Source organism: Streptomyces sp. NRRL F-5727 (genome assembly GCF_000719555.1).
GTDB lineage: Bacteria > Actinomycetota > Actinomycetes > Streptomycetales > Streptomycetaceae > Streptomyces.
The window spans coordinates 69,318-84,643 of the sequence record NZ_JOGX01000011.1; the positions used below are offsets into that span (position 1 = coordinate 69,318).

A 15,326-nucleotide genomic window follows, 5' to 3' on the forward strand; every position below is an offset into this window, starting at 1 on the left:
ACTCCCCTGCTCGCAGAGCTCGGGGAAGGATGGACCGCGCAGTGCGGGGCTACGAACGCCAGGAGAGCCACCGAGCTGAAGACGACCATCTCTCGCGGTTCGAAGCCGAGATGGACCGGCTGAAGAAGGAGCGAGAGAAGGCCGTCCAGCACGCCGAGGACCTCGGCTACCAGGTCGAGGTCTTGCGTGCCAAGCTCCACGAGGCGCGGCGCACCATCGCGTCCCGGCCCGCCTACGACAGCGCGGACATCGGCTACCAGGCCGAACAGCTGCTGCGGAACGCCCAGGCGCAGGCCGAACAGCTCCGCCAGGACGCCGAGCGCGAGCTGCGCGAGGCCCGGGCGCAGACCCAGCGGATCCTCCAGGAGCACGCCGAGCACCAGGCCCGGCTCCAGGCCGAGCTGCACAACGAGGCCGTCCAGCGCCGCCAGCAGCTCGACCAGGAGCTGAACGAGCGCCGCCAGACCGTCGAGGCGCACGTCAACGAGAACGTGGCCTGGGCCGAACAGCTGCGCGCCCGCACCGAGTCCCAGGCCCGCCGGCTGATGGACGAGGCCCGCGCCGAGGCCGAGCAGTCGCTCGCCGCCGCCCGCGCCGAGGCCGCCCGCCTCACCGAGGAGACCGGCCGCCGCGTCGGCGCCGAGGCGGAGGCCGCACGCGCCGAGGCCGAAGCGATTCTGCTGCGCGCCCGCAAGGACGCCGAGCGGCTGATGACCACCGCCTCCACCCAGGCGCAGGAGGCCACCGGTCACGCCGAGCAGCTGCGGACCGCCGCCGTCGCCGAGACCGACCAGGCCCGCCGCCAGGCCACCGAGCTGACCCGCGCCGCCGAGCAGCGGATGCAGGAGGCCGAGGAGAAGCTGCGGCAGGCCCGCGCCGAGGCCGACAAGGCGCTCGCGGAGGCCAAGGACGCCGCCGCGAAGACGATCGCCTCCGCCGACTCCGTCAACGAGCAGCGCACCCGGACCGCCAAGTCCGAGATCGCCCGGCTGGTCGGCGAGGCCACCGAGAAGGCGGAGCAGCTCAAGGCCGAGGCCGAGGAGAAGCTCCGCGAGGCCACCGCGCACTCCGAGAAGGTCCTCGCCGAGGCCACCGAGAAGGCCCGCGCCAGCGCCGCCGAGGACTCGGCCGCCGCGCTCGCCAAGGCCGCCCGCAGCGCCGAGGAGATCCTCAGCAAGGCGTCCGAGGACGCCGCCGAGACCACCCGCAAGGCGTCCGAGGAGGCCGAGCGGATCCGCCGCGAGGCCGAGACCGAGGCCGACCGGCTGCGCTCCCGTGCCGAGGAGCAGGCCGACGAGCTGCTCGGCTCGGCGAAGGACGACACCAAGGAGTACCGGGCCAAGACCGTCGAGCTCCAGGAGGAGGCCCGGCGGCTGCGCGGCGAGGCGGAGCAGCTGCGCGCCGAGGCCATCGCCGAGGGCGAGCGGATCCGCGGCGAGGCCCGCCGCGAGGCCGTCCAGCAGATCGAGGAGGCGGCGAAGACCGCCGAGGAGTTGCTGGCCAAGGCGAGGGGCGACGCCGACGAGCTGCGCGCCAGCGCCGGCGCGGAGAGCGAGAAGGTCAGGTCGGAGGCGATGGAGCGCGCCCAGACGCTCCGGACCCAGGCCGAGGAGACCCTGGAGCGGACCCGCGCCGAGGCGGAGCGGCTGCGCGCCGAGTCCGAGGAGCAGGCCGAGTCGGTGCGGGAGGCCGCCGAGAAGGCCGCCGCCGAGCTGCGCGCGGACGCCGAGCGGGCCGCCGAGGCCCGGCGGGCCGAGGCGGCCGAGGAGCTGACCCGGCTGCACGCCGACGCCGAGGCGAAGGTGGCCGCGGCCGGGCGGGAGCTGACCGACGCCCGCGCGGAGGGCGAGCGGATCCGGCGCGAGGCCGCCGAGGAGACCGAGCGGCTGCGGACCGAGGGGGCCGAGCGGATCCGGGTGCTGCGGGAGCAGGCCGAGCAGGAGGCCGAGCGGCTGCGGGCCGAGGCCACGGCGGACGCGTCGGCGTCCCGCGCGGAGGCCGAGGCGACCGCGCAGCGGCTGACCTCGGAGGCGGAGACCGAGGCCGAGCGGCTGCGGTCGGAGGCCCAGGAGACCGCCGACCGGGTACGGGCCGAGGCCGCGGCCGCCGCCGAGCGGGTGGCCGCCGAGGCAGCCGAGGCGCTGTCCGCCGCGCAGGAGGAGGCCGTCCGGCGCCGCCGGGAGGCCGAGGAGACGCTGGAGTCGGCCCGTTCCGAGGCCGGCCGGGAGCGGGAGCACGCCCGCGCGCAGTCCGAGGAGCTCCTGGCCGCCGCCCGCAAGCGGGTGGAGGAGGCGCAGGCCGAGGCGCAGCGCCTGGTCGAGGAGGCGGACGCGCGGGCGACCGAGATGGTCGGCGCGGCCGAGCAGACCGCGCAGGAGGTCCGCGACTCGGTCGCCGGCCTGCGCGAGCAGGCCGAGGAGGAGATCGCCGGGCTGCGCTCGGCCGCGGAGCACGCGGCGGAGCGGACCCGGACCGAGGCGCAGGAGGAGGCGGACCGGGTCCGCGCCGACGCGTACGAGGAGCGGGAGCGGGCGTCGGAGGACGCGGCCCGCACGCGCGCGCGTGCCCAGGAGGAGTCGGACGCGGCGAAGGCGCTGGCCGAGCGGACGGTCGGGGACGCGATCGCGGAGGCGGAGAAGCTCCGTACGGACACCGCCGAGTACGCGCAGCGGCTGCGGACCGAGGCGACGGACGCGCTGGCGGCGGCCGAGCAGGACGCGGCCCGCACCCGGGCGGACGCCCGGGAGGACGCCAACCGGATCCGTTCGGAGGCGGCCGAGAAGGCCGAGGGCGTGGTCGGCGAGGCGACGGCCGAGGCGGAGCGGATCGGGGCGGAGGCCGAGCGGATCCTCGACGAGGCCCGCCAGGCCGCCGACAAGCGCCGCCAGGACGCCGCCGAACAGGCGGACACCCTCATCGGCGAGGCCACCGCCGAGGCGGAGCGGATCACGGCCGAGGCGGCCGAGCTGTGGGAGACCACGGAGCGGGACACGGCCCGGCTGCGGACCGAGGCCGAGCAGGTCAAGACGGACGGCGAGGCGCACGCCCAGGCGCTGCGGACCGCGGCCCTGGCCGACGCCGAGCAGATCCTGGACGAGGCCCGGCAGGCCGCCGACAAGCGCCGCCAGGACGCGGCCGAGCAGGCCGACGCGCTGGTCGGCGAGGCGACGGCGGAGGCCGGCCGGATCACCGAGGAGGCCGGTGAGCTGGCCGAGTCGGTGACCGCCGACGCCCGGGCCGAGGCCGAGCGGACGATCGCGGACGCGGCCGGCGAGGCCGAGCGGCTGCGGACCGAGGGCGCCGAGGCGCTGGAGTCGGCCCGTCAGGACGCCGAGCGGATCCGTACGGAGTCGGCGCGGGTCAGGGAGGACGCCGAGGCGGCGGCCGAGCAGATGCGCGCGGCGGCCCGCGAGGAGGCCGACCGCACCCTGGACGAGGCCCGCGAGGCCGGCGCGAAGAAGCGCGCGGACGCGGCCGAGCAGGCCGACCAGCTGATCGCGAAGGCCCGGGAGGAGGCGCTGCGCGCCACCGCCGAGGCGGAGGCGCAGGCGGACACGATGGTCGGCGCCGCCCGCAAGGAGGCCGACCGGATCGTCGCCGAGGCGACCGTCGAGGGCAACGCGCTGGTGGAGAAGGCGCGGACCGACGCGGACGAACTCCTGGTCGGGGCGCGGAAGGACGCGACCGACATAAGGGAGCGGGCCGAGGAGCTGCGGGGCCGGATCGAGGGCGAGATCGAGGAGCTGCACGAGCGGGCGCGGCGCGAGTCGGCCGAGCAGATGAAGACGGCCGGCGAGCGCGTCGACAAGCTGGTGAAGGCCGCGGAGGAGCAGCGGGCCGAGGCCGAGGAGAAGGCCAAGGAGATGGTCTCGGAGGCGAGTTCGGAGGCGAGCAAGGTCCGCATCGCGGCCGTCCGGAAGGCGGACGCGCTGCTCAAGGAGGCCGAGCAGAAGAAGAGTTCGCTGATCGCGGAGGGCGAGCGGATCAAGGCGGAGGCCGAGCGGCTCAAGGTGGAGGCGGAGGCCGAGGCGGACCGGCTGGTCGAGGAGGGCCGGCGCGAGCTGGAGACCCTGACCCGTCGTCGTACCGACATCAATGCCGAGATCTCCCGTGTCCAGGACGTGCTGGAGGCGTTGGAGTCTTTCGAGACGCCGTCGGCGGGGGCGAAGGACGGGCTCAAGGCGGGCGCTTCCTCGGGTTCCACTCGTTCGAGTGGCAAGTCCCAGGACGGCTAGCCACTCAAAAGGCTGGACATTCTCCAGATCAAACGGGCATACGCTCGATGACACGCCGCTTCGGCCCCTAGGATTCCCTCTAACACCTCACCGGTCTCATTCGACAGGAACCCCATGAGCGACACTTCCTCCCCCTTCGGCTTCGAGCTCGTGCGGCGTGGTTACGACCGCGGTCAGGTGGACGACCGCATTACCAAGCTCGTCGCCGACCGTGACAGCGCACTGGGCCGCATCACCTCCCTGGAGAAGCGCATCGAGGAACTCCACCTCGAGACGCAGAACGCCCAGGCGCAGGTGAGCGACGCGGAGCCGTCGTACGCCGGTCTCGGCGCGCGCGTCGAGAAGATCCTCCGCCTCGCCGAGGAGGAGGCGAAGGACCTGCGCGAGGAGGCCCGTCGCGCCGCCGAGCAGCACCGCGAGCTGGCCGAGTCGGCCGCCCAGCAGGTGCGCAACGACGCGGAGTCGTTCGCGGCCGAGCGCAAGGCGAAGGCCGAGGACGAGGGCGTCCGGATCGTCGAGAAGGCGCAGGGCGAGGCCAACTCGCTGCGTGCCGAGGCGCAGAAGGACGCGCAGTCGAAGCGCGAGGAGGCGGACGCCCTCTTCGAGGAGACCCGCGCCAAGGCCGCCCAGGCCGCCGCGGACTTCGAGACCAACCTGGCCAAGCGCCGCGAGCAGTCCGAGCGCGACCTGGCCTCCCGTCAGGCCAAGGCCGAGAAGCGCCTCGCCGAGATCGAGCACCGCGCCGAGCAGCTCCGCCTGGAGGCCGAGAAGCTCCGCACGGACGCCGAGCGCCGGGCCCGCCAGACGGTGGAGACCGCGCAGCGCCAGGCCGAGGACATCGTGGCCGACGCCAACGCCAAGGCGGACCGGATCCGCTCGGAATCGGAGCGCGAGCTCGCGGCGCTGACGAACCGCCGCGACTCCATCAACGCGCAGCTGACCAACGTCCGCGAGATGCTGGCCACGCTGACCGGTGCCGCGGTCGCCGCCGCCGGTTCCCCGCTGGACGAGGAGCGCTCCGCCGGCGTGCCGGCCCAGCAGACCCGCTGAGGCCCCGCCGTCGCGTCCCCGAACCCCCCGTCACTCCGGTGGCGGGGGGTTTCGCGCGCCCTTAGCTTGGTACGCATGATCGAGCTTGACGGACTGACGAAGCGGTACGGGACGAAGACGGCGGTCGATCATCTCTCCTTCCGGGTCCGGCCGGGCATGATCACCGGCTTCCTGGGGCCCAACGGGGCGGGGAAGTCGACCACGATGCGGATGATGCTCGATCTGGACAACCCCACGAGCGGGACGGTGCGGATCGACGGCCGGCACTACCGCGAGCTGGACGAGCCGCTGAAGTACATCGGGGCGCTGCTCGACGCCAAGGCGATGCACGGGGGCCGGTCGGCGTACAACAACCTGCTGTGTCTGGCGCAGTCGAACCGGATCCCGGAGAGCCGGGTGGCGGAGGTGCTGGACCTGGTGGGTCTGACCGCGGTGGCGCGGAAGAAGTCAAAGGGCTTCTCGCTGGGCATGGGTCAGCGGCTCGGCATCGCGTCGGCGCTGCTCGGCGATCCCGAGATCCTGATGTTCGACGAACCCGTCAATGGTCTGGACCCCGAGGGAATTCACTGGATCCGCAATCTGATGAAGTCGCTCGCCGCGGAAGGCAGAACGATCTTCGTCTCCAGTCATCTCATGAGTGAAATGGCGCTGACGGCAGATCATCTGATCGTGATCGGGCAGGGAAAGCTGCTTGCGGACATGTCCATGGCCGATTTCATCCAGCGGAATTCGCGGAGTTTCGTCCGGCTCCGCTCTCCCCAGCAGGAACGGCTGCGGGATGTGCTCCACGCCGACGGATTCGTGGTGGTCGAGGCCGGAAACGGGACCCTGGAGGTCGACGGCGCCACCACCGAGCGGCTGGGCGAGCTGGCGGCGGCGCACCAGCTGACGCTGCACGAGCTGAGCGCCCAGCGCGCCTCCCTGGAGGAGGCGTTCATGCAGATGACGGCGGGCGCGGTGGAGTACCACGCGCACGGCACCGACACGCACGGCGGCGGCGAGCCGGCCGCGCCCGGCCCCGCGTGGGGCGCGAACTCCGGCTGGGGCCCCGCACCGGGCGCCGGGTCCGGCACGACCACCGAGGGGGTCTGATCCATGGCAGCGGTACCGGCGGTCCTCCAGTCCGAGTGGACCAAGATCAGGACGGTCTCGTCGACGATCTGGACCCTGGCGAGCGCGCTGATCGTCACGGTGGCGATGAGCGCGGCGCTCTCCGCGGTCCTGAACTCCAGCTTCGACGACCTGTCCGAGCTGGAGCGGGCCACCTTCGACCCGACCTTCGTCAGCTTCTCCGGCATGGTCCTCGGCCAGCTGGCGATGGTGGTCTTCGGTGTCCTGGTGGTGGGGACCGAGTACTCCTCGGGCATGATCCGCACCTCGCTCGCCGCGGTCCCCCAGCGCGCCACGTTCCTCTTCTCCAAGATCGCGGTGGCCGGGGCGCTGGCCCTGGTGGTCGGTCTGGTGACGAGCTTCATGTCGTTCTTCCTCGGGCAGGCGCTGCTCGGCGAGCACCGGACGACGATCGGCGCGGACAACGTGCTGCGGGCGGTGGTCGGCGGCGGGATCTACATGGGGCTGATCGCGGTCTTCTCGATGGGCGTGGCGGCGATGCTCCGCTCCTCGATGCTGTCGCTCGGCATCCTGGTGCCGTTCTTCTTCCTGATCTCGCAGATCCTGTCGGCGGTGCCGAAGGCGAAGGAGGTCGCCAAGTACTTCCCGGACCAGGCCGGCTCCAAGATCATGCAGGTGGTGCCGGACGCGCTGGGCTCGGAGAAGGCGCCCTACGGGCCGTGGGGCGGGCTCGGGATCATGCTGGCCTGGGTGGCGGCCGCGCTGCTCGGCGGCTATCTGGTGCTGAAGCGGCGGGACGCCTGAGGACGGGGGCGCGCCTGCGGGGCGCGTCCCGGATTTCTCCCTGAGGTTTCGCTTCGGTCTCGCTTCGCCGGAGCGGGAACCGTCAACGGCTGGATAAGCTCCTGACTCGTACGGGGGCCTTCCGGCCGCGCGCCGCCACGCCCCGATCGCACACCACCGAGCTGTCGATGGGGCTGGAGAATGATCGAGGCAGTCGGCCTGACCAAGCGCTATGGCGCCAAGACGGCCGTGTACAACCTTTCCTTCCAGGTGAGGCCGGGTGTCGTGACCGGCTTCCTGGGCCCGAACGGCTCCGGCAAGTCGACCACCATGCGCATGATCCTCGGCCTGGACCAGCCGACGGCCGGCCAGGTGACGATCGGCGGCCACCCCTTCCGGCAGCTCCCGAACGCGCCCCGGCAGGTCGGCGCCCTCCTCGACGCCAAGGCCGTGCACGGCGGCCGCAGCGCCCGCAGCCACCTCCTGTCGCTGGCCCAGCTGGCCGGCATCCCGGCCCGCCGGGTGGACGAGGTGCTGGGCGTGGTGGGCCTCCAGGAGGTGGCGCGGCGCCGCTCCAAGGGCTTCTCGCTCGGCATGGGGCAGCGGCTCGGCATCGCCGCCGCGCTGCTCGGCGACCCGCAGGTGCTGCTCTTCGACGAGCCGGTCAACGGCCTCGACCCGGAGGGCATCCTCTGGGTCCGCAACCTGATGAAGAAGCTGGCCGCCGAGGGCCGCACGGTCTTCGTCTCCAGCCACCTCATGAGCGAGATGGCGCTGACCGCGGACCATCTGATCGTGATCGGCCGGGGCCAGCTCCTCGCCGACATGCCGGTGAAGCAGTTCATCTCGGCGAACTCGGCGGACTTCGCCCGGGTCCGCGTCCCGGCCGGCGAGGCCGGTCCCCGGGAGAAGCTGTCCCGGGTGCTGGTCGAGGCCGGCGGCCAGGTCCTCTCCGAGCCGGACGGGGCGCTGCGCGTCACCGGCCTGCCGCTGCCGAGGATCAGCGACCTGGCGCACGAGGCGGACGTACGGCTCTGGGAGCTGTCCCCGCACCAGGCGTCTCTGGAGGAGGCGTACATGCGGCTGACGCAGGGCGCCGTGGACTACCGCTCCACCGACGACAAGCTGGCCCATCTCCAGGCCCCGCCGCAGCCCGGGCAGCCGGGGTACGGGGTGCCGCCGCAGCCGCCGCTTCCGGCGGACGTGCCGCAGCAGGGCTGGTACGCCCCGCCGCCGCCCGGCCAGAACCCGTACGCCGCCCCGCAGCCCCCCGCGGCCGCGCCGACCGCGCCGGCCGCGCCGCAGTCCGCCCCGCAGCCGAGCCTCCAGAAGCCGAGCGACACCACCGAGGACGCCCGATGACCGCCCCGACGCCGACCCCCACGCCTCCCCCGCCGTACGGCTACGTCTCCCCCATCCCGGTGCGCCGGGCGCACCTCGGGGACGCGCTCGCCTCGGAGTGGACGAAGATCCGCTCGGTGCGGTCGACCATGTGGACGCTGGGGACGATGGTCCTGCTGATGCTGGTGATCGGTCTGGGCGTGGCCGCGGTCGCCGCCTCCGAGGGCGGCAACATGGGCGAGGACTCGGCGCTGCCGCTGGGCTTCTTCGGGATGCTGCCGGCGTCGATCTGCGTGATCACGCTGGGCGTGCTGACCATCTCGTCCGAGTACGGCACGGGGATGATCCGGACCACGCTGACGGCGTGCCCGAGCCGGTCCCGGGTGCTGACGGCGAAGGCGATCGTCTTCTTCCTGCTGGTCTTCACGGTGACCCTGGTGGTCGCCTTCGCGGTGGCGACGGCGCAGGTCGCGATGGTGGACGCGGCGGAGCCGACGGGCGCGGAGTGGGCGCGGGCCACGGTCGGCGCGGCCGGGTTCCTGGCGGTGCTCGGCCTGCTGTCGATGGCGGTGGGCGCGCTGGTGCGGCACTCGGCCGGGGCGATCACCGTGATGATCGGTCTGCTGCTGCTGCCGCTGGTGGCGGCCCTGTTCATGCTCGCGCCGGGGCTGAAGGGGATCCAGGAGGCGCTCTTCACCTACGCGATCCCCTCGCAGATGATCGCGCTGTACGCGGCGGAGCCGCCGTTCGGCGACAGCGGTCCGGCGGGCTGGGAGGCGCTGTTCACGCTCACGGGCATCGCGGTGGTGGCCATGGGCGCCGCGTACGCGCTGCTGAACAGCCGGGACGTCTGAAGCCCGGGGCTCAGTACTTCGGCGCGTTGCGGGACCGCTGCACCCGGGTGGTGCGGCGGTCCTTCGCGTTCCAGCACGCCTTGTGCCAGTGGCGGCGGTCGTCGACGCCGCCGTACTCGGGCCAGGCGACGACGTGCGGGGCGCCGGGCGGGATCTCCTGGTCGCAGCCGGGGCAGCGGTAGCGCTTGCCCGGGGAGCTGGCGCCGGCGACGAGGCGGACGTACCACTCCTCGCCCTGCCAGCTCTCGGTGCGCTGTGAGCCGCCGTACCGGTCGTCGCGGTCCTCCTGCGCCGCCGGCTTGGCGGAGCGGCGGGGGCGGTGGTGACGCGGGGACACAGCACACCTCACGGGGTCGGGGAACACGGACCGTTCGTCCCAGCGTACGGGCCGCGACAGGCCGGCCGGGGCCCCGGTCCGGACGCCCGGACCGAAAATCGCAAGAACTTCATGTTCGGCCGTTGCCTTTGGCACGTGTCAGACGTTGTTGCCGTACGAGGGGGAGTGAACGCGTCGGCCGCGAGGAGGCAGAAGGCGATGCGCGTAGGGACATTCGTTCTGGCGGCTCAGTTTCCGGGCCAGGGTCAGGGAGAGGCGCTGCACCGTGCGGTGCGGACCGCCGAGGTGGCCGAGGAGGCGGGCCTGGACTCGGTCTGGCTGGCCGAGCACCACTTCGTACCGTACGGCGTGTGCCCGTCGGCCGTGACGCTGGCGGCGCTGCTGCTCGGCCGGACCCGGCGGCTGCGGGTGGGCACGGCGGTGAGCGTGCTGCCGACCGTCCACCCGGTCGCGCTGGGCGAGCAGGCGGCGCTGCTGCACATCGCCTCGGGCGGCAGATTCACCCTCGGGGTGGGTCGCGGCGGGCCCTGGGTGGACCTGGAGGTGTTCGGCGCGGGTCTGGAGGCGTACGAGCGTGGCTTCCCGGAGGCGCTCGACCTGTTGCTGCGCTGGCTCACCGAGGCCCGGGTGGGCGCCGAGGGAGAACGATTCTCCTTCCGGGAGGTGGCCGTGGTGCCCCGGGCCGGCGAGCTGATCGGCGGCGAGCCGTCGCCGGAGGTCGTCGTCGCCTGCACCTCGCAGAGGAGCGTGCGGCTGGCGGCCGAGCGCGGGCTGCCGATGCTGCTCGGCATGCACTGCGGCGACGAGGACAAGGCGGAGATGGTCACGGCCTGGGCGCGCTGGGCGCGGGAGGCCGGGCGGGACCCGGACGAGATCGCGCGGATCGGCGCCGGGCACGTCTCCGCGGGCGTGGTGCAGCTCGCGGACCGCACGCAGGAGGCGGCGGAGACGCTGGTGAAGGCGATGCCGGGCTGGTTGAGGCAGGGGCTGGACGCGCATGTGACGGTGGACGGCCGGCACCGGGCGATGCGGGACCCGGTGGCGTACACCGAGCTGCTCTGCTCGCTGCACCCGGTCGGCACCCCGTCGCTGGCGGCCGACCGGCTGGCGGCGACCGCGGAGCGCACCGGCATCACCCGCTTCGCGCTGCTCGCCGAGGGCTCCGGCGATCTCGCCGGCACCGAGGAGAACCTCCGGCGGCTCGGCGCCGAGGTCCTGCCCCGGCTGGACTGAGGGCCGGGACCCGCCGCCGCCCCGGCGTCCCCGCGGGACGGTGCGTGTCGGCACGCACCGATCGCGGCTCCCGCGACGCGGAGCGGCGGCGTTCGAGTCCCGGTGGATCCCGGTGACGACGGCCGGGCTCAGCAGTCGCGGAGTTCCGGCGACTGGTTGAGCAGCTGTCCCCGGATCGAGGTGAAGCGGGCGAGGCGCTCGTCCACCGCCGGGTCCAGCGGGAAGACCGCCACCCGGTGGCAGTTCTGGAAGGCAAGACGCACCCCGAAGTGACGCTGGAGCGCCCCGCGGATCGCGTCGCTCGCCAGCGCGCGCAGCAGCTGACCACGTGCCTGCTCGTTCGGCGGCGGCGTCTGGTTGTCGGCGAACTCGCCGCCTTCCACCTCCAGCTGGGCCACCAGAGAACTGATCATCTCCCACGCGAAGGGCAGGGAGGTCCGGACGCAGTCGACGAAGGCGGCTTCGTCGACCTCGCCTCGCTCGGCCTGTTCCAACAGTGCCGGTGAGACGTCGAGCGACATGGGTTCTCCTCTCGCGACCCCGCGGACGGGGTCTGTGCGGGCAGGGTCGAGGGCCGCCGTACGCCACGCAGCGTGCACGGACGACGACCTCCAGCATCCACGGTAAGCGCGCGGTCCGGCCCGCACCAGGCGATTGGGCACACAACAGGCCGATAACCGACGGGTGTTCGTCTGACTCGGGTGCCCGAATCGCGTAGAAGGGCGCTCCTCTTGTAGCGTTGGCGACCATGCGTCTCGTCATTGCCCGTTGCTCCGTGGACTACGCGGGTCGGCTCACGGCCCATCTGCCCTCCGCGCCCCGTCTGATCCTGATCAAGGCAGACGGCAGCGTCTCGATCCACGCGGACGACCGGGCGTACAAACCGCTCAACTGGATGTCGCCGCCGTGCACCCTGAAGGAAGGTGCCGACGGTGAGGCCGGCGTCTGGACCGTGGTCAACAAAGCGGGCGAGAAACTGATCATCACGATGGAGGAGATCCTCCACGACTCGTCCCACGAACTGGGTGTGGACCCGGGTCTGATCAAGGACGGCGTCGAGGCGCACCTCCAGGAGCTGCTCGCCGACCGCATCGAGACGCTCGGCGAGGGCTGGACGCTGGTCCGCCGCGAGTACCCGACGGCGATCGGCCCGGTCGACATCCTCTGCCGGGACGCGGACGGCGCCACGGTCGCGGTCGAGATCAAGCGCCGCGGTGAGATCGACGGCGTCGAGCAGCTGACCCGTTATCTGGAGCTGCTCAACCGGGACCCGCATCTCGCCCCGGTGAAGGGCATCTTCGCGGCCCAGGAGATCAAGCCGCAGGCGCGGGTCCTCGCGACGGACCGCGGGATCGACTGCGTGGTGCTCGACTACGACGCCCTGCGCGGCATCGAGGACGACAAGCTGCGGCTGTTCTAGGACGGTACGGCGAAGGGGACGGCCCCGGGCGCGCTGAGCGCCCGGGGCCGTCCCCTTGTCCGTCGTGGCCTCAGCTCACGGTGGCGGTGTCCGAGGCGGTGGGGGCGCCGTCGAGGGTGGAGGAGGCGGAGTTGCTCGGGGCCTCGCTGCTGGACGTCTCGCTCGGCGTCGGGGACGAGGACGGGGACGTGGAGGTCGTGGTCGGCTCGGGGTCCGCGCTGGACGAGGACGCCGAGGGCGACGTGGTCGGGGACGACGAGCCCGGGTTCGGTCCCGTGGAGGAGGTCGGCGGGCGGGTCGTCGTCGGCCGCCCCGGCGGCGGGGTCGTCGGCGCGTCCGTGGTCCCCGGTCCGGTGCCCGGCGCGCTGGTCGCGGTCGGGTCCGGTGCGCCGGAGCCGCTGGTGGACGGCGAGCCCGTCGCCGTCGGGTCCGTGGCGGAGCCGGTCGGGGTGGTGCCCGGGGTGGTGGGGCCGGGCGAGCCGGAGGTGCTGGGCGTGCCGGTCCCGGTCGGGTCGCCGGGCTCGCCCTCCGCGGGGGCCCCGTCGTCGGTGTCGGGGACGTCGCCGGCGCCCTGGTCGGCGGTGGCGTCGGTGGTGACGGTGCCGGAGGTGGGCGTGTCGTCGTTGCCGGAGGTGGCGCCGAGGGTGACGACGGTGCCGAGGACGGCGACGAGGAGGACGCCGGCGCCGACGGCCGCGAGGTTGCGGCGGGTGCCGTCGAGGATGCCGGCCTTGAGGCTCCGGCGCCGTCCGTCCGCCGGTCCGTCCGCCGGGGCGGTCTCGGTGCGGGTGATCAGGGTGGGGCCCTGGTCCGCGAAGTCCGGGAAGGCCGGGAAGGCGGGCGGTGTGCCGGCGCCGGTGCCGGTGGCGGGGACCGGCGGCAGCACCTCGGTCGGCGGCTCGACGGGGGCCTGGGCGGCGGCCCGGGCGACGGGCACGCCGCGCGGCGGGGAGTCGGTGCGGGACGGCAGCGGGGGCTGCGGCGGCTCCTGCCCGCGGCCGAGGTCGGCGACGAGGGCGAGGGCCCGGCGGCCGGCGACGGTGCCGCGCTTGTCGGCGAGGACGCCGCGCAGGCCGATGGACGCCTCCAGTTCCGCGCGGGCCCGGGCGAGATGGCCGGCGCAGAGGGCGAGGACGCCGAGTTCGTGGTGGAAGTACGCCTCCTCGGCGACGTCCCCGGCGAGCCGGGCGGCCTCCTGGCCGGAGCGCAGGGCGCGCTCCCAGGCGCCCCAGTGCAGGCCGGCGGCGAAGGCGGGGGCCGCGGCCCGGGCGAGGGCGACGGCGGTGGCCCGGGGCCCGTCCCCGGCCTCGCCGGAGTCGCCGCCCGCGGCCGCTCCCCCGCTCGCGCCGTCGGCCGCTCCGCCCGGCGTACCGCCGACGAGGGCGGCGAGGGCGGCGAGCAGGGCGTCGGACTCGGCGGCGGCCCGGTCGGGGCCGACCGAGGGGTGGCCGGCCCACCAGGCGTAGTGCTGGGCGGCGGTGTGGACGCGGTCGGCGGCGTCGAGGCCGTAGCCGTGGGCGAGGAGCTGGGTGAGGACGCCGCCGGCGAGGCGGTACCGGGCGCCGACGGGGGTGAGCAGGCCGCAGGCGCGGAGCTCGCCGAGGGCCGCGTCGGCGTGGGTGTCGCCGACCAGCGCGGGGAGGTGGGCGTGGTGCGGGACCTCGCCGCCGAGGGCGACGGCGAAGCGGAGGGTGGTCTGGGCGGAGCGGCTGAGCCGGGAGGCGAGCAGCGCGGCGGGGGCGGCGCCCTCGCCGAGGCTGGGCAGCGGCACCTCGTGGAGCTCGACGTCGGGGTCCTCGTACGGGTCGGGGACGGGGCCGGCGGAGCCCGCGCCCGGTCCCGAGCCGGACGGGCCGAACGCCTCCTCCAGGGCGCCGAAGGCGTCGAACTCGGCGGGGGTGACGCGCAGCCGGTCGCGCTGCCGGAGCAGGGCGCCGGCCTGGACGAAGCGGAGCGGCAGGCCCTCGGACTCGAACCAGAGGTCGCCGGCCCAGTTGGCCTCCTCGTCGGTGAGGCGGCGGCCGACGGCGGCCTCCAGGAGGGCGAGGGAGGCGGCGCGGCCGAGGCCGGGGAGGGCGACCTCCTCGATCGGGGCGTCGGCCGAGGGGGCGGGGACGCCGGGGGCCGCGGCGAGCAGGAAGGCGCACTCGGGGGCGGCGGCGAGCAGCTCGTCGAGGGCGGCGCCGCCGAATTCCAGGTCGTCCACGACGACGACGGCGCCGATGGAGGCGAGATCGGCGCGGAGCCCGTCGCGGTCGGGCCGGTGGTGGGGGGCGTGCAGGACGGCGGTGCGCAGCTCGTGGAGGAGTTCGCCGGTGGTGCGGTGGTGGCCGGAGAGGCGGACGACGCCGTCGGGGGCGAGGGCGGCGCAGTCGTCGGCGACGGCGTCGAGGAGGGCGGTGCGGCCGGAGCCGTCGGGGCCGGTGAGGCGGGCGCTGCGGCCGCGGGTGAGGGTCTCGGTGAGCCGGGCGCGCTGCTCCTCGCGCTCCAGGAGGGGCAGCTCGGGGGCGGCGGGACCGGGCGGCGCGGGCACGGTGGCGGCGCGGGCGGCCTCGGCGCGCTCCTCGGGGGTGCGGCGGCGGGCGGCGGGGGGTTCCTCGCCAGGTGGGCACGCCTCGATCTCGCTGCCGTCGACGGGGTTGACGGTGAGCAGCAGTCCGCCGGAGACGATCCGGGTGACGCGGGCGCGGGCGGGTGTCGCGGTGGCGCGCTCGGGCAGGGCGGCGGGCTGTGCGGGGCGGGCGTCCTCGGCCGCGGTGTCGTGACCGGACTCGTCCGGCCCCCGGTGTATCGGGTCCATGGTCAAAGCCCCCAAGAGCGGTGGTGCGGAGCCCGCCGGGTGGGTGTGGCGAAGGGGTGCGGGCGACCGAACCCTAGACGGTCGCGGGACGCCCGGGAACAGCCGGGGTGCCGTCGAGCCCAAGACGTCACGGTCTTGTGAGGATTGAGCGTGACGCCTGGTTCGCACAGGGGCTTCACAGACGGTTCACCCCGGGGGGCCG

The 15,326-nt window shown here is 74.4% G+C and carries 11 protein-coding genes; 8 read left to right on the top strand and 3 right to left on the bottom strand.

What is annotated here, in order from left to right; genetic code table 11:
- Positions 1-29: 29 nt before the first annotated feature.
- The 6 genes from scy to IF73_RS41955 all read left to right on the top strand — a co-directional run bounded on the left by scy (position 30) and on the right by IF73_RS41955 (position 9,334).
- On the top strand, positions 30-4,235 hold the full coding sequence (scy, locus tag IF73_RS0111200) for a polarized growth protein Scy (RefSeq protein WP_420706549.1): 4,206 nt from the start codon (positions 30-32) through the stop codon (positions 4,233-4,235).
- Between the two features lie 114 nt (positions 4,236-4,349).
- Complete coding sequence (locus IF73_RS0111205) at positions 4,350-5,285, top strand: cellulose-binding protein (protein WP_031006206.1); 936 nt, start codon at positions 4,350-4,352, stop codon at positions 5,283-5,285.
- Positions 5,286-5,360: 75 nt separating this feature from the next.
- A complete protein-coding gene (locus IF73_RS0111210) occupies positions 5,361-6,377 on the top strand; it encodes an ABC transporter ATP-binding protein (protein ID WP_031006208.1) in 1,017 nt (338 codons plus the stop codon).
- Between the two features lie 3 nt (positions 6,378-6,380).
- The gene (locus IF73_RS0111215) at positions 6,381-7,160 is read left to right on the top strand and encodes an ABC transporter permease (protein WP_031006210.1); all 780 of its coding nucleotides are present in this window, start codon (positions 6,381-6,383) and stop codon (positions 7,158-7,160) included.
- A gap of 180 nt (positions 7,161-7,340) precedes the next feature.
- Positions 7,341-8,501: an ABC transporter ATP-binding protein gene (locus IF73_RS41950; protein WP_031006212.1), complete on the top strand. Its 1,161-nt coding sequence runs from the start codon at positions 7,341-7,343 to the stop codon at positions 8,499-8,501.
- Positions 8,498-9,334 (top strand): ABC transporter permease, encoded by an 837-nt coding sequence (locus tag IF73_RS41955; RefSeq protein WP_031006213.1) that lies wholly within the window; start codon positions 8,498-8,500, stop codon positions 9,332-9,334. The genes IF73_RS41950 and IF73_RS41955 overlap by 4 nt, the downstream gene beginning before the upstream one ends.
- Positions 9,335-9,344: 10 nt before the next feature.
- Here IF73_RS41955 and IF73_RS0111230 read toward each other — a convergent pair whose 3' ends face one another.
- The gene (locus IF73_RS0111230) at positions 9,345-9,671 is read right to left on the bottom strand and encodes a hypothetical protein (protein ID WP_031006215.1); all 327 of its coding nucleotides are present in this window, start codon (positions 9,669-9,671) and stop codon (positions 9,345-9,347) included.
- Between the two features lie 198 nt (positions 9,672-9,869).
- Here IF73_RS0111230 and IF73_RS0111235 point away from each other — a divergent pair, with 198 nt between their 5' ends.
- Complete coding sequence (locus tag IF73_RS0111235) at positions 9,870-10,904, top strand: LLM class flavin-dependent oxidoreductase (protein WP_031006217.1); 1,035 nt, start codon at positions 9,870-9,872, stop codon at positions 10,902-10,904.
- 128 nt (positions 10,905-11,032) lie between these two features.
- On the opposite strand, the gene IF73_RS0111240 is transcribed toward IF73_RS0111235, so the two are convergent.
- A complete protein-coding gene (locus IF73_RS0111240) occupies positions 11,033-11,425 on the bottom strand; it encodes an SCO5389 family protein (RefSeq protein ID WP_031006219.1) in 393 nt (130 codons plus the stop codon).
- 227 nt (positions 11,426-11,652) lie between these two features.
- On the opposite strand from IF73_RS0111240, the gene nucS reads away from it, so the two are divergent.
- The gene (gene nucS, locus IF73_RS0111245; RefSeq protein ID WP_031006221.1) at positions 11,653-12,324 is read left to right on the top strand and encodes an endonuclease NucS; all 672 of its coding nucleotides are present in this window, start codon (positions 11,653-11,655) and stop codon (positions 12,322-12,324) included.
- Between the two features lie 70 nt (positions 12,325-12,394).
- On the opposite strand, the gene IF73_RS0111250 is transcribed toward nucS, so the two are convergent.
- Complete coding sequence (locus IF73_RS0111250; RefSeq protein WP_031006224.1) at positions 12,395-15,124, bottom strand: ATPase AAA; 2,730 nt, start codon at positions 15,122-15,124, stop codon at positions 12,395-12,397.
- Positions 15,125-15,326 lie beyond the last annotated feature (202 nt).